Below are 20,182 nucleotides of genomic sequence, written 5' to 3' on the forward strand. Positions count from 1 at the left end.
CCCGGCCGCGACGGCTAGCCGGGCGGTGTCAGTGGTCCGGGGCACCATGGGGGCATGGGTGTGCGGATCGACATCGCCGGGCTGCGTCGGGAGAGGGTGGCTGTCGTGCCGTCGCCGTTGGCCGAGCTCGGCATGGCGTTGCACGTGCTGTCCGAGCCCGGGCACCACCCGGGGCTCCAGGGCTGGGTGACGGGGGTGACCGCCCGGCTCGACGCGCATCTCGCCGACCGGATGTCCGAGGCGGACTTCCTGTGGCGTACGTCGTTCTCGGACTTGTTCATGCCTTTCGCCGGGATCCCCGGCCGGGACACCCTCCCGGGCGCGACGCTCGCCGACGACCTCGATCTGCTGGACAAACTGACGGACGACCAGTTCGTCGACGCCGGGCTGGAGTTCGTCTGCTCCCCCGGATACGCCTACGACTCGCGGCGGCCCGGTCCGCTGGCCGACCCGGAGATGCGGCGCCGCGCCCTGGAGCTGGCCGCCGCGCGCGGCCCGCGGCAACTGCTGTTCGCCCGGCGGCTGCTGGCGGACCCGCCCGGAGTGCGGGCCTGGCTGCGGCAGTTCCTGGAGGACTGCGACGAGGCCTTCTTCGCCGAGACCTGGTCCCGGCTGTGCCACCCGCTCGCGGCGGACGCCCGCCACAAGACCGAGCTGCTGCGGCACAAGGGGCTCGCTGGGGCGTTGGGTGCCGTCTCACCGTCACTCACCCTGGACGGCGTGGAGAGCGCGGACGGGGCTGCGGGGCGGATCGTGGTGGACAAGCTGGTCGAGGGCCGTACGCACACCGGTGACGGCGGTCTGCTGCTCGTGCCGACCAGCCTGGGCCGGCCCCATCTCACCGTCCTGCACCGGTTCGGCTGGCAGCCGGTGATCCAGTATCCCGTGAGCGCGGCCGAGCCCGCCGCCCCGCTCCCGGTGGAGCAGCTCGCCCTGCGCATGACCGCGCTGGCCCACCCCGTGCGGATGCGTCTGTGCCGCAATCTGGCCCGCAGCGCGAACACCACGGGCGAGCTGGCCCAGATGCTCGGCATGACCCCGCCGGAGATTTCCCGGCACCTGGCGGTCCTCAAGAAGGCGGGCCTCCTCACGACGCGCCGCCGGGGCCGGTATGTGCTCCACCAGCTGGACGTGGCGGTGGTGGCCCGGCTGGGGAGCGACTTCCTGGAGGGCCTGCTCAGATGACCGGCCGTACCGAATGAGCCGTACGCCGACCACCCCGCCCGTACGCCGACCCACCTCGCCCGTACTCCGGCCACCCGCCCGTACGCCGACGGTCTCAGCCTGAGCCGACCCGCCTCAGCCGTGTCCCCCCGCCCGTACCAACCCGGTCTCGTACGCCAGGACGACCACCTGGACCCGGTCGCGCAGGCCCAGCTTGGTGAGGATGCGGCCGACGTGGGTCTTGACCGTGGCCTCGGAGAGGACGAGGCGGGCGGCGATCTCACCGTTGGAGAGCCCCTGGGCGACGAGGATCATGACCTCGCGCTCACGTTCGGTGAGCCGCTCCAGCTCCTTGTGCCCGGGCTCCGAGCCGGTGCCCGGGAGCATCGGGGCGAACCGGTCGAGCAGCCGCCGGGTCGTGGAGGGCGCGACGACCGCGTCCCCGCTGTGCACGGCACGGATCGCGGCCAGCAGTTCACCGGGCGGCACGTCCTTGAGCATGAAGCCGGAGGCGCCCGCCTTCAGCCCGGAGAAGGCGTACTCGTCGAGGTCGAAGGTGGTCAGGATGAGCACCTTGGGCGGCTCGGGCTCCGCGCAGATGCGACGCGTGGCCTCGACCCCGTCCAGCTTGGGCATCCGGACGTCCATGAGGACCACGTCCACCTCGGTCGACCGTACGACCTGGAGGGCCTCGACGCCGTCGCCCGCCTCCGCCACGACCTCCATGTCCGGCTGGGCCGCCAGCACCATCCGGAACCCGGTGCGCAGCAGCACCTGGTCGTCGACGAGCATCACGCGGATCGCCATCGGGTCCTCTTCCGTCTCACAGGTCGGGGGTCAGCCGGCGGATGTCAGCTGACGGGTGCCGAGTGTCGGGTGCTGATTGTCGGGTGCCGGCCGTCGGCGTCTACAGGTGTCAGCGGCCGGCGCGGCCTTGTCAGTGCGCGGTCTTCAGGGGCAGCAGGGCGCTGATCCGGAAGCCGCCGCCGGGGCGGGGGCCCGCGTCCAGCGTGCCGCCGACCATACCGACGCGCTCCCGCATCCCGATGAGGCCGTGCCCCTGGCCGTCCGCGCCGCCCTCCTCGTACAGCTCGTGGGGCGCGCCCTTGCCGTCGTCCTCGACGAGCAGACCGAGACCGTCGTCGAAGTAGACCAGCCGGACACTCGCACCGGCGTTCGGGCCACCGTGCTTGCGGGTGTTGGTGAGAGCCTCCTGGACGATGCGGTACGCCGTCAGCTCCACACCGCTGGGCAGCGGGCGCGGGGTGCCCTCGATCTTGAAGTCGACGGGCAGCCCGGCCACCCGGCACTGCTCGACCAGGTCGTCGATCTGCTCGACGTCGGGCTGCGGGACGTACTCGCCGACCTCCTTGTGCTCGCCGGTGCGCAGCACGCCCAGCAGGCGGCGCATCTCGGCGAGGGCCTGGCGGCCGGTGGAGGAGATCGTCTCCAGGGCCTTCTTCGCCTGGTCGGGGGCGGCGTCGAGGACGTAGGCGGCACCGTCGGCCTGGACGACCATCACGGACACGTTGTGCGCGACGACGTCGTGCAGTTCACGGGCGATCCGGGCGCGCTCGGCGGCGACCGCGACCTTGGCCTGTGCCTCGCGCTCCTTCTCCAGGCGGGCGGCACGCTCCTCCAGCTGCGCGAAGTACGCGCGGCGGGTGCGCAGCGAGTCGCCGAGGACCCAGGCCAGCGCGAAGGGCACGGTCAGGAACAGCGCGAGCACCGCGTTGCCCATCGTGCTCGTGTCGTCCTCGGTCCAGCGCAGCTGCCCCAGCGTCGCCGCGCAGAGGCCGCCGCCCAGGGCGAACCAGGAGGCCCAGCGGGCGCCGTTCGCCGCGACCGTGTAGATGACCACGAGCATCGCGAAGTCGGCCGGGATGCGGGGCACGTCGAGGATGAGCTGCGCGATGCCCGCCGCGGCGGCCAGCATCAGCATCTTCTCGGGCATACGGCGCCGCAGGGCGATCGACAGACAGAGCACGAGCGAGATCACCACGAACGCGGTCTCGTTCATGTCGGTCGCGTAGTCCGGGTCGATCGCTCCGCCGGCCATGGTCACCGCGAGCAGGACGACGGCCCAGAAGCTGTCGACCCATGTCGGGTGTCGGCGGAGGAAGTCATAGAGGCGCTGCACGTAACCCAGCGTAGGGAAGCGCGCGGTGTGCCCGGGTCAACCGGAGGGCCGATCCATGACGGGGGCATGTACTCCCCAAGGTGGAGGCGGCCTTGGCCGTTCCGCTTAGCCTGGCGTGATGAGGGATCGCCCAGGAGCCCGGGAGGGTGCGTCGGTTCGCGGCTGCGGGTCGTGTGGGGCCGATCACGCCCACGCGGCGGAGACGCATATGTCAGGGCCCCGCGCCCCTGAGGGGGCGCGGCCTTGGCGGGCGGCGGCCGAGGAGGCGCTGTACGGGCCCGAGGGCTTCTACCTGCGGCCGGAGGGGCCCTCCGCGCACTTTCGCACCTCCGTGCACGCATCCGCGCTCTTCGCCGCCGCCGTGGCCCGGCTGCTGTGCCGGGTCGACGAGGCGTTGGGGCGGCCGGGCGAGCTCGCGTTCGTGGACATGGCGGCCGGGCGCGGGGAACTGGTGGGCGGGGTACTGGACGCGCTGCCCGCCGATGTCGCGTCCCGCACGCGCGCGTGGGCCGTCGAACTGGCCGACCGGCCCCCCGGTCTCGATCACCGCATCGAGTGGACGGCCGAGCCGCCGACGGGGGTCCGCGGGCTGCTGTTCGCCAACGAGTGGCTGGACAACGTGCCCGTGGACGTCGTCGAGGTGGACGCGGCGGGCGTGGCGCGGCTGGTGCTCGTGGCGGAGGACGGCGGCGAGACGCTCGGGGCGCCTGCCGGCGGGGCCGAGGCGCAGTGGCTGGGCCGGTGGTGGCCGCTCGCCCCGGAGGAGGGGCTGCGGGCCGAGGTCGGACTGCCCCGGGACCTGGCGTGGGCCGCCGCCGTGGCGGGCGTCGAGCGGGGGCTCGCCGTCGCCGTCGACTACGCGCACCTGGCCGGCTCCCGGCCGCCCTTCGGGACGCTCACCGGGTTCCGGGACGGGCGGGAGACCACGCCGGTCCCGGACGGGTCGTGCGACATCACCGCGCATGTGGCGCTGGACGCGTGCGCGCTGCCGGGGGCCCGGCTGCTCACCCAGCGGGAGGCCCTGCGCGCCCTGGGGGTCACCGGAGGCCGTCCACCGCTCTCCCTGGCGACCAGCGACCCGGCGGCGTACGTACGGGCCCTCGCGGGCGCGGGAGAGGCCGCCGAGTTGACCGCGCCGGGCGGCCTCGGCAACTTCGGGTGGCTGCTGCAGCCGGTCGGCATCCCGGACCCGCTGCCCCGCGGCTAGGGAGGCAGGCCGCCCTACTTGTCGATGTCCCCCACCACGAAGAACAGCGAGCCCAGGATCGCCACCATGTCGGCCACCAGCGTGCCCGGCAGCAGTTCCGTGAGGGCCTGGATGTTGTTGTACGAGGCGGAGCGGAGCTTGAGGCGGTAGGGGGTCTTCTCGCCCTTGCTGACGAGGTAGTAGCCGTTGATGCCGAGGGGGTTCTCGGTCCAGGCGTAGGTGTGTCCCTCGGGGGCCTTGAGGACCTTCGGCAGACGCTGGTTGACGGGGCCGGGCGGGAGGTCGGCCAGCCGGTCCAGGCAGGCGTCGGCGAGGGCGAGGGCGTTGTGCGTCTGCTCCAGCAGGCACTCGAAGCGGGCGAGGCAGTCGCCCTCGTCCCGGGTGACGACCCGCAGGACGTCCTGGAGGTCGCCGTACGCCAGATACGGCTCGTCGCGGCGCAGGTCGAAGTCGACACCGGAGGCGCGGGCGATCGGGCCGCTGACCCCGTACGCGTGCACGGTCTCCGGCGCGAGGACGCCCACGTCCCGCGTACGCCCCCGGAAGATCTCGTTGCCGAGCACCAGGTCGTCGAAGACGTCCATACGGGAGCGGACGTCGGCGACGGCCACGCGCGCGCGTGCGGTCCACCCCGCCGGCAGGTCCTCCTTCAGACCGCCCACCCGGTTGAACATGTAGTGCATCCGCCCGCCGGAGATCTCCTCCATGACGTTCTGGAGCTCCTCGCGCTCCCGGAAGGCGTAGAAGACCGGGGTGATGCCGCCGAGCTCCAGCGGGTACGAACCGAGGAACATCAGGTGGTTCAGGACCCGGTTCAGCTCGGCGAGGAGCGTGCGCATCCAGACCGCGCGCTCCGGGACCTCCATGCCGAGCATGCGTTCGACGCCGAGCACGACGCCGAGTTCGTTGGAGAAGGCGGAGAGCCAGTCGTGGCGGTTGGCGAGCATGATGATCTGGCGGTAGTCACGCGCCTCGAAGAGCTTCTCCGCGCCCCGGTGCATATAGCCGATCACCGGCTCGGCGTGCTGGATGCGCTCGCCGTCGAGGACCAGCCGCAGCCGCAGCACACCGTGCGTGGACGGATGCTGCGGGCCGATGTTCAGCACCATGTCCGTGCTCTCGGCGGCACCGCCGATACCGACCGTCGTCTCTCGGGTCTCCGTCGGGGAGGTCATGGGCACAGTCTGTCGTACGTACGCTTTCGGAATGGAGACGGGGAGCTTGGGGACCTTCGAGGACGGCGCCGGGCGGGCGGAGGGCGAACCGGTCTGGACGGGACTGCCGCCCGGCCTACTACGGATGAGGCGGCTGTTCCTGGTGGTGTGGCTGGTGCCGATCACCGTCGGTACGGCCGTCCTGCTGGGCTGGCTGGCTGGGCCGCCGTGGGCGGCGTTCGCGCTCCTGCCCCTGGGGCTGCTGCTCTGGGGGTGGACGATGCTGGGCCGCAACTGGCGGTCGTGGCGGTACGCCGAACGGGCCGACGACCTGTTGATCAGCCGGGGTGTGCTCTGGCGCGAGGAGACCGTCGTGCCGTACGGGCGCATGCAGCTGGTCGAGGTGACCTCGGGTCCCGTCGAGCGGCACTTCAGCCTGGCGAGCGTGCAGCTGCACACGGCCGCAGCCGCCACGGACGCCCGCATCCCGGGCCTCGACCCGGCCGAGGCGGAACGCCTGCGCGACCACCTGACCCAACTGGGCGAGGCCCGATCGGCAGGGCTGTGACGATGTCGGCACAGGACGCGGGCGGGGCGCTGGGGGACGAGACCGTACGAGCCGAGGGCGCGGCGGCGGCGGAGGCGGCGACGCCCCAGACGGAGTCGGAGACGGAGACGACGGAGGGCGTACGGACGGACGGGGCGGCCGGCGCGGCCGGGGTGGGGAAGCCGGTCGTCGAGCATCGGCTGCATCCGGTGACGCCGTTGCGGCGGGCCTGGGCACCGGTGGCGGTGCTGATCGGCTGGGGGGTGCACGATCCGGACGGCGCACAGCGGCAGCTGCTGCGGCTCGACACGACGACCCTGTTGATCGGGCTCGCGGTGTTCCTCCCGGCCGCCGCCCTCTACGGCTTCCTGACCTGGTGGTTCACCCACTTCGCGGTGACCGACAGCGAACTGCGCATCCGCACCGGCCTGTTGTTCCGCCGCACCGCCCACATCCGTCTCGAACGCATTCAGGCCATCGACGTCACCCGCCCGCTGCTGGCCCGGATCGCGGGCGTGGCCAAACTCAGACTCGATGTCGTCGGCACCGACAAGAAGGACGAGCTGGCGTATCTCGGTGAGGCGCACGCCGGCGCGCTGCGGGCCGAACTCCTGGCCCGCGCGGCCGGTTTCGCGCCGGACACCGCGCACGAGGTCGGCGAGGCGCCCGTACGGCAGTTGCTGAAGGTCCCGGCGGGCGTGCTGGCGATGTCCCTCGTCCTGACCGGCGCCACGTGGGGGACCCTGGTGGCCGCGGTCGTGGTCCCGTCCGTGCTGTGGTTCGCCACGGAGAGCGTGTGGACCGTCCTCGCGACCGCGCTGCCGCTGCTCGGCGCGGCCGGGGCGAGCAGCGTGGGACGGTTCGTCACGGAGTACGACTGGACGGTGGGCGACTCCCCCGACGGGCTCCGCATCGACCACGGGCTCCTCGACCGGGCCCACGAGACGGTGCCGCCCGGCCGCGTGCAGACCGTGCGCCTCGTCGAACCGCTGCTGTGGCGGCGCCGCGGATGGGTCCGGGTCGAGCTGGACGTGGCGGGCTCGACGAACTCCGTTCTGCTGCCGGTCGCGCCGCGCGAGGTGGCCGAGTCGGTGATCGCGCGGGTGCTGCCGGGGGTGGACGTGCCGGGCGCGGCGGCGCTCGTACGGCCGCCGGGGCGGGCGCGGTGGTGCGTGCCGTGGTGGTGGCGAGGGTACGGGCTGGCCGTCGACGACAAGGTGTTCGCGGCGCGGCACGGGCTGCTGCGGCGCCGGCTCGACCTCGTGCCGCATGCGAAGGTGCAGAGTGTGCGGCTGTCGCAGGGGCCCTGGAAGCGGTACAAGCGGCTCGCCGACGTCCATGTCGACACCGGCGCGAACAAGACGGTGACGGCGCGACTGCGCGACGCGGACGAGGCGGCGGCCCTGCTACGGGCCCAGGCGGAACGCTCCCGCACGGGCCGTCGGGAGGCGCTGCCGGACCGGTGGATGGCGTAGGACACGGCGGGGCCGGTGCGCGAACGGGGCGCGGACGAGTAAGTCGGCGCCTGCCGGGGCGGGGAGACCCGGGACCGCCCGGACAGACCTACGGCCGCCCACCGGAAGGGGGCGGCCGCAAGGGTCGCGCGGTGACCTCCGTCGGCTAGGACGCCGCCGTGCGCAGGCCCTGGAGGTCGATCTGTTCCGTCTCGTCGTGTGCCGTGAGGTCGATGACCTGGCCGACGCCCCGGGCGGCCTCGTCGGCGCGCTTGAACCGGGCCTCCGACTCCGCCTTGTGGAGCGCGAGCGCCTCCTGGCCGACCACGTCCGCGAGGTCCTCGTTCTGCACGGCGTCCAGGGCGTCCGCCTCCTTCTGCGTACCGAAGAAGTCGAACCCTCCCTCGACGGCCATCTTCCGCTGCGGCGCCGCCGGAACGACCGCCACAGCCGTGGGCACCGTGAAGTGCCCGGCCGACGGAAGCGCGGGCAGCGCCGCCTGCACCACCGGCCCCGCCTGCTGCCCATGCTCCACTCGCCCCGAGGGCGCCACGCGGGTCAACTCCCCGACCCCCGTCGAGCCGGCCGGCGCGGCCACCACGGGTGCGGGGCCACCGGCCGCGCGCTCGTGCCCCTGGGGCGCCGCCGACCTCCCCACCGCGTCGCCCTCCTCGGCGGTGAGCACCGGAACCGACTCCTCCTCCGCCTCGGCGGAACGTCCCTGCCGAGTGCCCCCGTCCGTCGGCCCGTCCGGGTCCCCCTTGGGAGAAGGGCCCTTCGGGGAACCGCTCCCCTTCGCCCCCTCCCCCTTGGCCGTTTCATCGGCGGACTCGGCGGACTCGGTGGACTCGGTGGACTGATCGGGCTCGGCGGACCGGCCGGCTTCGGCCGGGTCGGTGGATTCGGCCGACGCCGGAGCATCGGCAGACGTCTCGACCGACTCGTCGACCGGTTCGTCCGACGACTCATTGCTCGGCTCAGCGGCCGGGTCATCAGCGGACTCGCCCCCGGCCTCCGTGCTGGAGTGCTCGGTGCTGGGCTCCTCAGCGTTGGAGTCCCCGGAGTCGGCCCCCTCGGGTTCGAAGCCCTCGGAGGTGGTCTCCTCCTCGGCCCCGGCCGCTACGGACTCGGCGGCACCCTCCTCGTCCGCCCCGGCCTCCTCCGCGCCCCGCTGGGTGATGATCCGGTCCAACGCCGAGTTCGCGCGCAGGAAGAGCGACGAACCGGCCGGCGAGAACACCGAGGGGACCGACTTCTCCGCCTCCGAGTCCTCCTCGCCGACCACGGCCCCGGCCTCGGCAGCGGCCGCGGCCTCGACCTCGCCCTCCGCACCCTTCGCGGCAGAAGTCCCCGTACCCGCCCCGCCCGTCGTGTCCCGGGCCGCCGCCTTCGCCGCCGCGGCCTTGGACGCCGTCTCCCACGAGGCCCAGGGCGCACCCTGCACGGGCACCCCCTGTGGCGGCACCGTGGAGGTCCGGGACGCCGCCGTGGCCCCGTCGCCGTCGCCGTCGCCCGCGTCCGCGCCGGCCGCAGGCAACGCCCGCGCGTCCTCGGGGCCGGTCGCCTCGATCTCCAGCAGGCGGCGGCCCTCCAGGGCGCTGGCCCGCTCGGTCTCGGCGGTGGCATAGCGCCGCAGCAACGCCGCGTGTTCGTTGCGGAGGTTGGCCAGTTCGGTGCGCTTGGCGCGAAGCTTGTGCTCCAGCTTGGTGCGCAGCTCACGGGACTCGTCGAGGTCGGTCTCCAGTTCGGCGACCTTCTCCTCGTGACGCCACTCGTCGCTCGCCCGCGCGCGCGTGAGGTCGGCGACGCGTTTGCCCGCCTCGACGTCCCAACGGCGCATGACCGCCGCGCCCACGGCCGCGGTCGCGGCGGCGACGGCGGCGGTGACCCGGAGCACCGCCGGCTCGGAGAACATCCATGGCCCAAGGGCGCAGACGAGCGAGACGCCTGCGATCGCCGTGGGGGGCAGCAGCCTGTGCAGAGGCGGTGAATGGCGGTGACGTCCACGTGGCATGGCCAGAAACTTACCGCGCGTAGGCGAATGATGGTGCCCCGGGCCGCAAAAACTCAGCCGCCCCTCTCACCTCTCACAAGCCTTCACAAGCTTGCCCACCGCGGGTGCGGCAATGCGCCCACCGGCGCCTACTCCACTGGATCAACCTCATTGAATCCGGATACGCCTTGGCCACATCCGTCTCTTTCCCCGCCGCTGAATTCCCCGAATTGCCGAACGCGCCCCGAACGCGCTCCGGACCCACCCCCGAACCGTTACCGAACTCGTCGCCGCCCCGTCGCCCGACCGTGACCGCCCCGCCCATTCACCGGCCGACTTCACCGATCGCTCAACCGCCCGCTGACCCACTGCAACGTCGCCGGGATCTCCCGGCGCCACGTGTTGAAGTTGTGCCCGCCGCTGTCGAGGATGATCGACGAGATCCGCGTCGGCCGGATCTCCTTCACCTGTTCGATGAACTTCAGCGTCGCCTTGTAGTTGGTCTCCCCCTGTTTGCTGCTGGTGACCAGCAGAGAGGTGTCCGGCGCCGGACGGTGCTTCAGATACCAGAACAGGTCCGCCTCGTTCCGCAGCGTCTTGTCCCCTTGGAAGAGATCACCGGTCGTCGGGTCGATCGGCGCCTTGTAGTACGGCGAGAGGCCCGCGCCGGCGGCGAACACCCGGGGGTGGTGCATGGCGAGTTTCAGCGCGCAGTAGCCACCGGTCGAGTCGCCGACGACGCCCCAACTGCCGGGCTTCTTGCCGACCCTGTAGTGGTGGCCCACGGCGTCCGGCAGATCCCTGGCGAAGAACGTCTCGGTCTGCGGCCCGCCCGGGACGTCCACGCACTCGGTGTCGCGCGGCGGCGCCACCGTCGGCCGCAGCATGACCAGGATCATCGGCTGCGCCTTCCCGTCCCGGGCCAACGCGTGGGCCGTCTGCGGAAAGTGGAGCCCCTTGATGAGCGCCTCGGCGGTGCCCGGGTAGCCGGTGAGGACGACCGCGGCGGGGAAACTGCGGGTGCGGTACCGGGGCTGGAAGTACTCCGGCGGCAGATACACGTACGCCGGGCTCGCGATCCGGCTCGTACGGCCGACGATCTCGACCTTCTGGATCTGGCCGCCGACCTCGGGACGCCCGCCGCCCGCCACGTTCACCTGCTGGGTGTCGACGACCCGTAACGGGCCCCCGGTCTCCACCCCGTCGTGGTCGACGACCACCCCCTGACCGGTCTCCCGGCCGAGGAGGTCGGCCCAGCTGGCGTAGAAGCCGAAGGCCTGGTTGGCGGCGAGGCCGACCGACACGAAGACGGCGACCTGCGTGGCCAGCAGTACGACGATCCGACCGCTGACGGCACGCCACCCGCGCCGGGCCAGGCGTGGCCACAGCCACACCGTCCCGATGAACAGCAGCACGGCGGAGAGCACCGCCAGCACCAGCACCTTGTTGCTCGTAAGACCCATCGGACCGTCCCCCGCCGCCCTTTCTTTCCTTCTCTTTCCCTGCCCTTTGGTTCAGCTTTCCGATGGAGAGTGAACCTCCCTCGCCAAGGCACCGTCCTAGAGGGCGCAATGTCGCCGGATGCCGGAAAAGGCACCGGATCCAAGCTCTCTCGCGGAACTACGGGATGCGATGTCTGTCAGGACAGATGGGGAAATGTCGGGTGCGGTTCCGGTCCGGTCGGACCGACTCGCGCCGAGCGCCGACCGGCCGCTGAAGGGCGCGCGCCGGGGCGCGATGCATGGCGCCCTGCGCGGCGTACTGCGCGGCCCGCGCCCCGAGGCCGTACCCGCCCTGGTCGCCAGGGCCTGCACGCTCGTCGGGCTCGTGGACATCGCCGCGGGGGTGTTCCCCCGCTTCCGCAACAGCCGTATGCACGCGCTGGCCGAGGTGCTCCCCGGCGCGCTCGGCCCGTTCGCGGCGGCGCTGTCCCTGAGCGTGGGCGTCCTGCTGCTCCTGCTCGCCCATGGCCTGCGCCGGCGCAAACGGCGGGCCTGGCGCGCGGCCGTGGTCCTGCTCCCGGCCGGGGCCATCGCCCAGTTCACCTACCGGCACTCGCTCGTCGGTGTGCTCGTCTCGCTCGCGCTGCTCGTCCCCCTGCTGCGGCACCGGGACGAGTTCCGCGCCCTGCCCGACCCCACCAGCCGCTGGCGGGCGCTCGCCAACTTCGTGCTGATGGGCGCCGGTTCGATCGTCCTCGGTCTGGTCGTCGTCAGCGCCCACCCCGGGCGCATGGTGGGCGACCCGAGCCTCGCCGACCGGCTCGAACACGTCATCTACGGCCTGTTCGGCTTCGAGGGCCCGGTCGACTACGCCGGTTCCACGTCCTGGACGGTGGCCTTCTCCCTCGGCGCCCTCGGTCTGCTGACCGCCATCACCACGATCTACCTGGCCTTCCGCCCCGAACACCCGGCGGCCCGCCTCACCGACGACGACGAGGTACGGCTGCGCGCCCTGCTCGACCGGCACGGCGGCCGCGACTCACTCGGCCACTTCGCGCTCCGCCGCGACAAGGCGGTCGTCTTCTCCCCGAGCGGCAAGGCGGCGGTGACGTACCGCGTCGTCTCCGGGGTCATGCTCGCCAGCGGCGACCCGATCGGCGACGTCGAGGCCTGGCCCGGCGCGATCGAACGCTTCATGGACGAGGCCAAGGCCCACTCCTGGACCCCGGCCGTCATGGGCTGCTCGGAGACCGGTGCGGAGGTCTGGACCCGGGAGACCGGTCTGGACGCCCTCGAACTGGGCGACGAGGCGGTGGTGGACGTCGCGGATTTCTCCCTCGCCGGACGCGCGATGCGCAACGTGCGTCAAATGGTGAAGCGCATCGAGCGCCTCGGTTACGAGACCCGGGTACGGCGCGTCCGTGACCTCGGGGAGGCCGAGCTGGACCGGATCCGCCGGGCCGCCGAGGACTGGCGCGGCACCGACACCGAGCGCGGCTTCTCCATGGCGCTGGGCCGCATCGGCGACCCGGGCGACGGGGACTGTCTCATCGCCACCGCGCACAAGGCCGACGAGACCCCCGGCCCGTACGGCGACCTGAAGGCCGTTCTCCACTTCGTGCCCTGGGGGCCGGACGGCGCCTCGCTGGATCTGATGCGCCGCGACCGCTCCGCCGACCCCGGCATGAACGAACTCCTCATCGTCGCGGCCCTCCAGGCGGCCCCCCGCCTGGGCGTCCGGCAGGTCTCCCTGAACTTCGCGATGTTCCGCTCGGCCCTGGCCCGCGGCGAGAAGATCGGCGCCGGCCCGGTGCTGCGCGCCTGGCGCGGTCTGCTGGTCTTCCTGTCCCGCTGGTTCCAGATCGAGTCCCTCTACAAGTTCAACGCCAAGTTCCGGCCGCGCTGGGAGCCCCGCTTCGTCGTCTACGCCACCTCCCGCGACCTTCCCCGCATCGGCCTGGCCGCGATGCAGGCCGAGGGCTTCGTCAACCTCGCCCTGCCCCGCCTGCTGCGCCGCCGCGCGAAGGCTCCGGCCCCTTGCGCCCACGCGATGCGCTCCGCGAGCAACGCCGCCTGAGTGGTCGCGCCGCAGGGCCGGCGCGGCCCGCCGTAGGAACAGCGCGGCCGTAGGAACAGTGCGGGCCGTCCGGGGCTGGCCGCGCAGTTCCCCGCGCCCCTGTTGTGGCCTTCGGCCGACTCAAGGGGCCGCGGGCCCGCCCGGCGTCATGTCGCCCGCGCCGCCCCGCCGCCCGTCTCGTCGTCCTCCGGAAGCTTGCAGACGCGCTCCAGGAAGAAGGCGGCCACTATGACGCCGATGCCCGCGAGGACGGAGAACCCGGCGTAGATGGCCTGGTCGCGGCGGGCCGGGACCTCCAGGGACTCCAGGAGGAAGACGCCGACCCCGCCGTACATCCCGGCGACGAGGGCGGCGACGAGGGCGCTGGCCTGACCGAAGACGACCGCGCGGGCGGCCATCAGAGGGTCGACGCCCTTCGCCTCCGGCCGGCGCTCGCGCTGGGCCTTGAGTCGGCTGCGCAGCGACAGCGCGGTGGCCGTCAGGACGACGGCGATCAGGGCGAGCACGATGGGGGCGGCCAGCGGGACGCTCGGCAGGGTGTCCACCGAGTTCCACAGCCGGGCCCCGGCCCAGGACAGCACCCCCGCCACCACGAACACCGCGGCCAGCGTCCTGATGCGCAGCTCTTTCACGATGCCCTTTCGACGAGCCCGATGGTCCACGGACGCCGGCCCCACGAGCACCGGGTGGTCGGCCCGGCCGGTGGTCCCGACGGCGTCGGGGATGATCCCGACCCGGTAGACCTTAACGACTACTCGGGCAGCTGGAGTTCCAGGTCGGCGCGGGGCGACACACCCTCACGGGTGATGCCGTCGAGCAGGAGGGCGACCGGGCCGCGGCCGGCGAGCTGGGCCTCCGGCTCCACGTCGTGCCACGGCGCGAGGACGAAGGCCCGCTCGTGCGCCCGCGGGTGCGGCAGGGTCAGTGCCGGGTCGTCGGAGACGACGTCCGCGTACGCCACGATGTCGACGTCCAGCGTGCGCGGGCCCCAACGCTCGTCCCGCACCCGGTGGAAGGCCTCCTCGACGGCCTGGGCCCGCTCCAGCAGCGAGGAGGGCGGCAGGGTGGTCTTCAGGACCACCACCGCGTTGAAGTACGAGGGCTGGCTGCCCGGCGCCACACCCCACGGCTCGGTCTCGTACACCGGCGACACGGCCTTGATGCGGACGCCCGGGGTGTCCTCCAGGGCGTCGACGGCGCCCTGGAGGTTCTCCAGCCGGTTGCCCAGGTTGGAGCCGATGGAGATCACGGCCCGGCGGGGGTTGTGCAGGGTCGTGTCGGCCTCGTCCACCTTCTGCACGACGGAGGCCGGCACCGGCTGTACGGTCGGGTCGCTCTGACCCTCGGTGAAGAACGCGGTCATACTCGGCTCCGGGTGATGGTGACGGTCACGTCGTCGAACGGGACCGTGATCGGCGCGTTCGGTTTGTGCACGCTGACCTCGGCCTCCTGGACTCCCTCGTGCCTCAGGCACGCCTGGGCGATGCGCTCGGCGAGGGTCTCGATGAGATTCACCGGCTCGCCCTCCACGAGGGCGACGACCTCCTCCGCCACGATCCCGTAGTGCACGGTCTTCGCCAGGTCGTCGTCGGCCGCGGCCGGCCGGGTGTCCAGTCCGAGCGTGAGGTCCACGACGAAGGTCTGGCCCTCTTCACGCTCGTGCGGGAACACCCCGTGGTACCCACGGGCTCTGAGGCCGCGCAGCGCGACACGATCCACGCGAATCACTCCTGCAGTCGTCGGGAACGGCCGACGTCCTCCGTGTCCGAGCACGGTCGGCACCTCGGCCACCTTCGAATCTACCTGCGGGCACTGACAGCGCTCACCGACGGAAGGCTCGATTCCACTTCCGTACGGACAGGGTTCATCGAGCGTTTCCCCAGGGAACGCGACGGCTCACGGGTCGGAAGCCGCCCCTACCCGCGCACCTGTGTTCCCAATCACCTCTTGAGCCCTGCGGACCGCCCGCCCACTCAGGAAGGTGACTCCTCGCTCTCGTCGTCATCGGATTCCGTCAGGACCGGGGACCCGTGGTGCGACCAGAGCTTCCAGCCGTCGGATGTGCGACGGAACACATTCGTGGCGACCACCAGCTGCCCCACGAGCGGCCCCAGCTCGTCACCGCCGTCCGGCGCCGGACCCCCGCTGAGGATGTTCTCGGTGCAGGTGACGAGCGCGGTGTCCCCGGTGACCGAGACGTGCACGTCGGTGAGGAAGAACTGGATGTACTCCGTGTTGGCCATGATCAGCGCGTACGACCGCAGCACCTCGCCGCGCCCGGTGAGCACCGGCCAGCCGGGGTGGACGCAGGAGATCACGCCGGTCTCGGCGGGGTCGTGCCACTCCTCGTCCACGCCCACGTCGGCCGGGGCCAGCCAGAGCGAGGAGAGCGTCTCGAAGTCGCCCTGTTCCATGGCCTCGTAGAAGGCCCGGTTGGCGAGTTCGACCTGTTCGACGTCGGTGTGGGGAGCGCTCACCGCTCCCGGGCCCCTTCGATGGCGCGGGTCACGCGGACCGCGTCGGCGGTGGCGCGGACCTCGTGCACGCGGACCGCCCAGGCGCCCTGCTGCGCGGCCAGGGCCGACACGGCGGCGGTGGCGGCGTCCCGTTCCCGCGCGGGCGGCGGGGCCCCCTCGGCGCCCGCCAGCACCCGCCCGAGGAACCGCTTGCGGGAGGCGGCGACCAGCAGGGGGTGACCGAGCCCGTGCAGCCGGTCGAGGTGCGCGAGGAGGGCGAGGTCGTGCTCGGCGTCCTTGGAGAAGCCCAGGCCCGGATCGACGACGATCCGGTCCGCCGCGACACCGCCCTCCTGCACGGCCTCCACACGCGCGCGCAGCTCCTGGAGCACCTCGGCGACGACGTCCTCGTAGACGCCCCTGACGTTGCCGCCCTCCAGGAAGCCGCGCCAGTGCATCACCACGAAGGGGGCGCCCGCGTCGGCGACGACCGGGATCATCGCGGGGTCGGCCAGTCCGCCGCTGACGTCGTTGACGAGGGCGGCACCGGCGGCGAGGGCCTGCTCGGCCACGGACGCGCGCATGGTGTCCACGGACACGGTGACGCCCTCGGAGGCCAGCCCCCGGACGACCGGGACGACCCGGCGCAGTTCCTCCGCCTCGTCGACGCGGGCGGCACCGGGGCGGGTCGACTCACCGCCGACGTCCACCAGGTCCGCGCCCTCCCCGACCATGTCCAGACCGTGCTTGACCGCCGCCGTGGTGTCGAAGAAACGGCCGCCGTCGGAGAAGGAGTCCGGGGTGACGTTGACGACACCCATGACCGCGCAGCGGTCCCACCCGGGCATTCCGGCCACCCGCCCACGCCGGTTCTGCTTGCTCATGCGTCAAGCCTAGGCCCCCGGCAGCAGCCGCGGTCCTCCGCTCCCGGGACTGGGGGAGGTCAGTGGGCCATGATGAGGCTCATCGCCTCGTTGCGGGTCGCCGCGTCCCTGAGCTGACCGCGCACCGCCGACGTTATGGTCTTCGCGCCGGGCTTGCGGATGCCCCGCATCGACATGCACATGTGCTCGCACTCCACGACCACGATCACCCCGCGCGGCTCCAGGATCTCCATCAGCGAGTCGGCGATCTGCGTCGTCATCCGCTCCTGCACCTGCGGGCGTCTGGCGTAGACGTCCACGAGCCGCGCCAGCTTCGACAGCCCGGTGATCTTGCCGCTGGTGGACGGGATGTAGCCGACGTGCGCCACGCCCCGGAACGGGACCAGGTGATGCTCGCAGGTGCTGTACACCTCGATGTCCTTGACCAGCACCATCTCGTCGTGACCGAGGTCGAACGTGGTGGTCAGCACATCCTCCGGCTGCTGCCACAGCCCCGCGAAGATCTCCTTGTACGCCCGCGCCACCCGGCCCGGCGTCTCCCGGAGACCCTCTCGGTCGGGATCCTCGCCGACGGCGATCAGCAGTTCCCGTACGGCGTTCTCGGCGCGCTTCTCGTCGAACTCGCCGATGGTGCCCTCGCCGTCCAGCGTCACGGGGTCGGTCATGTCGTGCCTCGCTCCTGAGCCTGTGACACGTACGGATGACGCGTCTCGTCCTCGGCCTTCTTGCGGCCCTTTTTCGGCCATACGAAAATGCCGCGCCCCCCAGGCTAGAACCAGGGGGGCGCGGCAATCATTCCGGGCCTGACGAGGGGGCCCGGGCCGGGAGCCGAGGGGCTCCCGGTGGCCGGTTCTCGTCGGTGGGCGTCAGCTCTCCGTGCTCTCCTCCGGGGTCGCCTCGGCGGGCGCCTTGGTGGTGATCGCGGGAGCCGAGCCGTTGGCGCCGTTCGTCAGTGCGAGCTCCTTCGGGGAGAGCACCGGCGGACGGGTGGACGGGGTGCGGCGGGAGGAGCCGGTCCAGGCGGGCCGGGGCGGACGCTTGACGATGGGCGCGAAGATCTCGGCGATCTCCTCCTTGCCCAGCGTCTCCTTCTCCAGCAGCTGCAGCACGAGGTTGTCGAGGACGTCGCGGTTCTCGACCAGGATCTCCCAGGCCTCGTTGTGCGCGTTCTCGATGAGCTTCTTGACTTCCTCGTCCACGAGCGCGGCGACCTCTTCCGAGTAGTCGCGCTGGTGAGCCATCTCACGTCCGAGGAACGGCTCGCTGTTGTCGCCGCCGAACTTGATGGCGCCGAGACGCTCGGTCATGCCGTACTGCGTGACCATCGCCCGGGCCAGGTTGGTGGCCTTCTCGATGTCGTTCGAGGCACCCGTGGTCGGGTCGTGGAAGACCAGTTCCTCGGCGGCGCGGCCACCCATCATGTACCCGAGCTGGTCGAGCATCTCGTTGCGGGTGGTCGAGTACTTGTCCTCGTCCGGCAGGACCATCGTGTAGCCGAGGGCACGGCCTCTCGACAGGATCGTGATCTTGTGGACCGGGTCGGAGTTCGGTGAGGCCGCCGCGACCAGGGCGTGTCCGCCCTCGTGGTACGCGGTGATCTTCTTCTCCTTGTCCGACATGATCCGGGTCCGCTTCTGCGGGCCCGCGACCACGCGGTCGATCGCCTCGTCCAGCATGTGGTTGTCGATCAGCTTCCTGTCGCTGCGGGCCGTGAGGAGCGCGGCCTCGTTCAGGACGTTGGAGAGATCGGCACCCGTCATACCGGGGGTGCGGCGGGCGACGGCGCCCAGGTCGACGTCGGGCGCGACCGGCTTGCCCTTCTGGTGGACCTTGAGGATCTCCAGACGGCCCTGCATGTCCGGGCGGTCGACCGCGATCTGGCGGTCGAAGCGGCCGGGGCGCAGGAGGGCCGGGTCCAGGATGTCCGGGCGGTTCGTCGCGGCGATGAGGATCACACCGCCCTTGACGTCGAAGCCGTCCATCTCGACGAGCAGCTGGTTCAGCGTCTGCTCGCGCTCGTCGTGACCGCCGCCGAGGCCGGCGCCGCGGTGACGGCCGACCGCGTCGATCTCGTCGACGAAGACGATCGCCGGGGCGTTCGCCTTGGCCTGCTCGAAGAGGTCACGGACCCGGGAGGCACCGACACCGACGAACATCTCGACGAAGTCGGAACCGGAGATCGAGTAGAAGGGGACGCCCGCCTCGCCGGCCACGGCGCGTGCGAGGAGCGTCTTGCCCGTACCGGGCGGGCCGTACAGCAGCACGCCCTTGGGGATCTTGGCGCCGACGGCCTGGAACTTGGCCGGCTCCTGCAGGAACTCCTTGATCTCGTGGAGCTCCTCGACAGCCTCGTCCGCGCCGGCGACGTCCGAGAACGTCGTCTTCGGGGTGTCCTTGGTGATGAGCTTGGCCTTGGACTTCCCGAAGTTCATGACTCGGGAGCCGCCGCCCTGCATCTGGTTCATCAGGAACAGGAAGACGACCACGATGAGGACGAAGGGGAGCAGAGACAGCAGGATGCCGACGAAAGCGTTCTGCTTGGTCGGGGAGACCGTGTAGCCGTCGGGAATCTGCTTGTTCTGGAACTTGTCCTGCAGGGTGTTGGCGAGGGTGACGCCCTGGTCGCCGATGTAGCTCGCCTGGATCTTCGAGCTGCCCTCGATCTTCTGGCCGTCCTTGAGCTGAACCTTGATGGTCGACTCTTCGCCGGTGGTCAGTTTGGCTTCTTTGACCTTGTTGTCATTGATCGCCTGGACCACCTGGCCGGTGTCCACCGTCTTGTAGCCGCCGGACGAGCCGACGACCTGCATCAACACGACCACGGCAAGGACGGCCAGCACGATCCACATGACTGGCCCACGGAAGTATCGCTTCACGTCCATCCATACGGAGCGGTGCCGCCCCGTCCCTCCTGCCATAGTGAGTTTGATAAAAGACTGTTCTTCGGACGGTACCCCAGCTTTGTCACACGAAGCCGCAGCGGACCGATGTCAATACCGTCCTCGCATGCTCCAACGGCGCGAAACCCGCTGGGGTTCCCGAGCGTCTTACGGGGGTTGGTTCAGCCGCCGTAGACGTGGGGCGCGAGCGTACCGACGAACGGAAGGTTGCGGTACTTCTCGGCGTAGTCGAGGCCGTAGCCCACGACGAACTCGTTGGGGATGTCGAAGCCGACCCACTCCACGTCGATGGCGACCTTGGCGGCGTCGGGCTTGCGCAGCAGCGTGCAGATCTTCAGGGACTCGGGCTCGCGGGAGCCGAGGTTGGAGATCAGCCAGGACAGCGTGAGACCCGAGTCGATGATGTCCTCGACGATCAGGACGTGCTTGCCCTTGATGTCGGTGTCGAGGTCCTTGAGGATCCGCACCACACCCGAGGACTGGGTGCCCGCGCCGTAGGAGGACACAGCCATCCAGTCCATGGTGACCGGGGTGGACAGGGCCCGGGCCAGGTCCGCCATGACCATCACCGCGCCCTTGAGGACGCCGACGATCAGCAGGTCCTTGCCCGCGTACTCCGTGTCGATCTTCGCGGCCAGCTCGGCCAGCTTCGCGTCGATCTCTTCCTTGGTGATGAGCACCTCTTTGAGGTCGGTGCCCATGTCTTTCGCGTCCACCCGCATCACTTTCGGTCGTCCCAGGGCCGCTGCCGGACGCCCGCGTCC

At 71.6% G+C, this 20,182-nt stretch carries 18 protein-coding genes; 5 read left to right on the forward strand and 13 right to left on the reverse strand.

Annotated features, from left to right (window positions below; all coding sequences use genetic code 11):
• Window positions 1–54 precede the first annotated feature (54 nt).
• Window positions 55–1,185 (forward strand): DUF5937 family protein, encoded by a 1,131-nt coding sequence (locus tag PUR53_RS31315; protein WP_329899787.1) that lies wholly within the window; start codon window positions 55–57, stop codon window positions 1,183–1,185.
• Between the two features lie 114 nt (window positions 1,186–1,299).
• On the opposite strand, the gene PUR53_RS31320 is transcribed toward PUR53_RS31315, so the two are convergent.
• On the reverse strand, window positions 1,300–1,971 hold the full coding sequence (locus tag PUR53_RS31320; RefSeq protein WP_329899786.1) for a response regulator transcription factor: 672 nt from the start codon (window positions 1,969–1,971) through the stop codon (window positions 1,300–1,302).
• 130 nt (window positions 1,972–2,101) lie between these two features.
• Window positions 2,102–3,304: a sensor histidine kinase gene (locus tag PUR53_RS31325; RefSeq protein WP_329910412.1), complete on the reverse strand. Its 1,203-nt coding sequence runs from the start codon at window positions 3,302–3,304 to the stop codon at window positions 2,102–2,104.
• A gap of 208 nt (window positions 3,305–3,512) precedes the next feature.
• Between PUR53_RS31325 and PUR53_RS31330 the strand changes: the two genes are divergently transcribed.
• Window positions 3,513–4,511 carry an SAM-dependent methyltransferase gene (locus tag PUR53_RS31330; RefSeq protein WP_329910413.1) on the forward strand — a complete coding sequence of 333 codons (999 nt, stop codon included), beginning with the start codon at window positions 3,513–3,515 and terminating at the stop codon, window positions 4,509–4,511.
• Window positions 4,512–4,525: 14 nt separating this feature from the next.
• On the opposite strand, the gene PUR53_RS31335 is transcribed toward PUR53_RS31330, so the two are convergent.
• A complete protein-coding gene (locus PUR53_RS31335; RefSeq protein WP_329899783.1) occupies window positions 4,526–5,686 on the reverse strand; it encodes an NADH-quinone oxidoreductase subunit D in 1,161 nt (386 codons plus the stop codon).
• Between the two features lie 31 nt (window positions 5,687–5,717).
• On the opposite strand from PUR53_RS31335, the gene PUR53_RS31340 reads away from it, so the two are divergent.
• Together PUR53_RS31340 and PUR53_RS31345 are read left to right on the forward strand one after the other, a co-directional pair.
• On the forward strand, window positions 5,718–6,233 hold the full coding sequence (locus PUR53_RS31340) for a PH domain-containing protein (protein ID WP_329910414.1): 516 nt from the start codon (window positions 5,718–5,720) through the stop codon (window positions 6,231–6,233).
• Window positions 6,234–6,235: 2 nt separating this feature from the next.
• Window positions 6,236–7,687, forward strand: a complete 1,452-nt coding sequence (locus tag PUR53_RS31345; RefSeq protein WP_329910415.1) for a PH domain-containing protein — start codon at window positions 6,236–6,238, stop codon at window positions 7,685–7,687.
• A 145-nt stretch (window positions 7,688–7,832) separates the two neighbouring features.
• On the opposite strand, the gene PUR53_RS31350 is transcribed toward PUR53_RS31345, so the two are convergent.
• Complete coding sequence (locus PUR53_RS31350) at window positions 7,833–9,581, reverse strand: hypothetical protein (RefSeq protein ID WP_443080388.1); 1,749 nt, start codon at window positions 9,579–9,581, stop codon at window positions 7,833–7,835.
• Between the two features lie 416 nt (window positions 9,582–9,997).
• Window positions 9,998–11,122, reverse strand: a complete 1,125-nt coding sequence (locus PUR53_RS31355; protein WP_329899779.1) for an alpha/beta hydrolase — start codon at window positions 11,120–11,122, stop codon at window positions 9,998–10,000.
• Between the two features lie 193 nt (window positions 11,123–11,315).
• On the opposite strand from PUR53_RS31355, the gene PUR53_RS31360 reads away from it, so the two are divergent.
• Window positions 11,316–13,178, forward strand: a complete 1,863-nt coding sequence (locus PUR53_RS31360; protein WP_329910418.1) for a phosphatidylglycerol lysyltransferase domain-containing protein — start codon at window positions 11,316–11,318, stop codon at window positions 13,176–13,178.
• A gap of 146 nt (window positions 13,179–13,324) precedes the next feature.
• Here the strand turns inward: PUR53_RS31360 and PUR53_RS31365 are convergent, their stop codons facing one another.
• The 8 genes from PUR53_RS31365 to hpt all read right to left on the reverse strand — a co-directional run bounded on the left by PUR53_RS31365 (window position 13,325) and on the right by hpt (window position 20,140).
• Entirely contained in the window at window positions 13,325–13,810 is a 486-nt protein-coding gene (locus PUR53_RS31365; RefSeq protein ID WP_329899777.1) for a DUF3180 domain-containing protein, read from the reverse strand.
• Between the two features lie 119 nt (window positions 13,811–13,929).
• Window positions 13,930–14,541 carry a 2-amino-4-hydroxy-6-hydroxymethyldihydropteridine diphosphokinase gene (gene folK, locus PUR53_RS31370; protein ID WP_329899776.1) on the reverse strand — a complete coding sequence of 204 codons (612 nt, stop codon included), beginning with the start codon at window positions 14,539–14,541 and terminating at the stop codon, window positions 13,930–13,932.
• Complete coding sequence (gene folB / locus PUR53_RS31375; protein WP_329899775.1) at window positions 14,538–14,897, reverse strand: dihydroneopterin aldolase; 360 nt, start codon at window positions 14,895–14,897, stop codon at window positions 14,538–14,540. Before folB ends, folK begins: the two co-directional genes overlap by 4 nt.
• 254 nt (window positions 14,898–15,151) lie before the next feature.
• Window positions 15,152–15,655, reverse strand: a complete 504-nt coding sequence (locus tag PUR53_RS31380) for a nuclear transport factor 2 family protein (protein WP_329899774.1) — start codon at window positions 15,653–15,655, stop codon at window positions 15,152–15,154.
• Window positions 15,652–16,518 (reverse strand): dihydropteroate synthase, encoded by an 867-nt coding sequence (folP, locus tag PUR53_RS31385; protein WP_329899773.1) that lies wholly within the window; start codon window positions 16,516–16,518, stop codon window positions 15,652–15,654. The genes PUR53_RS31380 and folP overlap by 4 nt, the downstream gene beginning before the upstream one ends.
• A 59-nt stretch (window positions 16,519–16,577) precedes the next feature.
• On the reverse strand, window positions 16,578–17,183 hold the full coding sequence (gene folE / locus PUR53_RS31390) for a GTP cyclohydrolase I FolE (RefSeq protein WP_033524700.1): 606 nt from the start codon (window positions 17,181–17,183) through the stop codon (window positions 16,578–16,580).
• Window positions 17,184–17,384: 201 nt separating this feature from the next.
• Entirely contained in the window at window positions 17,385–19,400 is a 2,016-nt protein-coding gene (gene ftsH, locus PUR53_RS31395; protein ID WP_329899818.1) for an ATP-dependent zinc metalloprotease FtsH, read from the reverse strand.
• 179 nt (window positions 19,401–19,579) lie between these two features.
• The gene (gene hpt, locus PUR53_RS31400) at window positions 19,580–20,140 is read right to left on the reverse strand and encodes a hypoxanthine phosphoribosyltransferase (RefSeq protein WP_239756444.1); all 561 of its coding nucleotides are present in this window, start codon (window positions 20,138–20,140) and stop codon (window positions 19,580–19,582) included.
• Window positions 20,141–20,182: the final 42 nt, after the last annotated feature.

It is taken from the genome of Streptomyces sp. SP18BB07, from assembly GCF_036322545.1.
GTDB lineage: Bacteria > Actinomycetota > Actinomycetes > Streptomycetales > Streptomycetaceae > Streptomyces > Streptomyces deccanensis.

Bases quoted from the DNA above. Each gene is read 5' to 3' on its own strand.
- PUR53_RS31315 (WP_329899787.1), top strand. From the start codon at position 55: ATGGGTGTGCGGATCGACATCGCCGGGCTGCGTCGGGAGAGGGTGGCT.
- PUR53_RS31320 (WP_329899786.1), bottom strand. From the start codon at position 1,971: ATGGCGATCCGCGTGATGCTCGTCGACGACCAGGTGCTGCTGCGCACC.
- PUR53_RS31330 (WP_329910413.1), top strand. From the start codon at position 3,513: ATGTCAGGGCCCCGCGCCCCTGAGGGGGCGCGGCCTTGGCGGGCGGCG.
- PUR53_RS31335 (WP_329899783.1), bottom strand. From the start codon at position 5,686: ATGACCTCCCCGACGGAGACCCGAGAGACGACGGTCGGTATCGGCGGT.
- PUR53_RS31340 (WP_329910414.1), top strand. From the start codon at position 5,718: ATGGAGACGGGGAGCTTGGGGACCTTCGAGGACGGCGCCGGGCGGGCG.
- PUR53_RS31345 (WP_329910415.1), top strand. From the start codon at position 6,236: ATGTCGGCACAGGACGCGGGCGGGGCGCTGGGGGACGAGACCGTACGA.
- PUR53_RS31350 (WP_443080388.1), bottom strand. From the start codon at position 9,581: ATGTTCTCCGAGCCGGCGGTGCTCCGGGTCACCGCCGCCGTCGCCGCC.
- PUR53_RS31355 (WP_329899779.1), bottom strand. From the start codon at position 11,122: ATGGGTCTTACGAGCAACAAGGTGCTGGTGCTGGCGGTGCTCTCCGCC.
- PUR53_RS31360 (WP_329910418.1), top strand. From the start codon at position 11,316: ATGTCGGGTGCGGTTCCGGTCCGGTCGGACCGACTCGCGCCGAGCGCC.
- folK (WP_329899776.1), bottom strand. From the start codon at position 14,541: ATGACCGCGTTCTTCACCGAGGGTCAGAGCGACCCGACCGTACAGCCG.
- folP (WP_329899773.1), bottom strand. From the start codon at position 16,518: ATGAGCAAGCAGAACCGGCGTGGGCGGGTGGCCGGAATGCCCGGGTGG.
- folE (WP_033524700.1), bottom strand. From the start codon at position 17,183: ATGACCGACCCCGTGACGCTGGACGGCGAGGGCACCATCGGCGAGTTC.
- ftsH (WP_329899818.1), bottom strand. From the start codon at position 19,400: ATGGACGTGAAGCGATACTTCCGTGGGCCAGTCATGTGGATCGTGCTG.
- hpt (WP_239756444.1), bottom strand. From the start codon at position 20,140: ATGCGGGTGGACGCGAAAGACATGGGCACCGACCTCAAAGAGGTGCTC.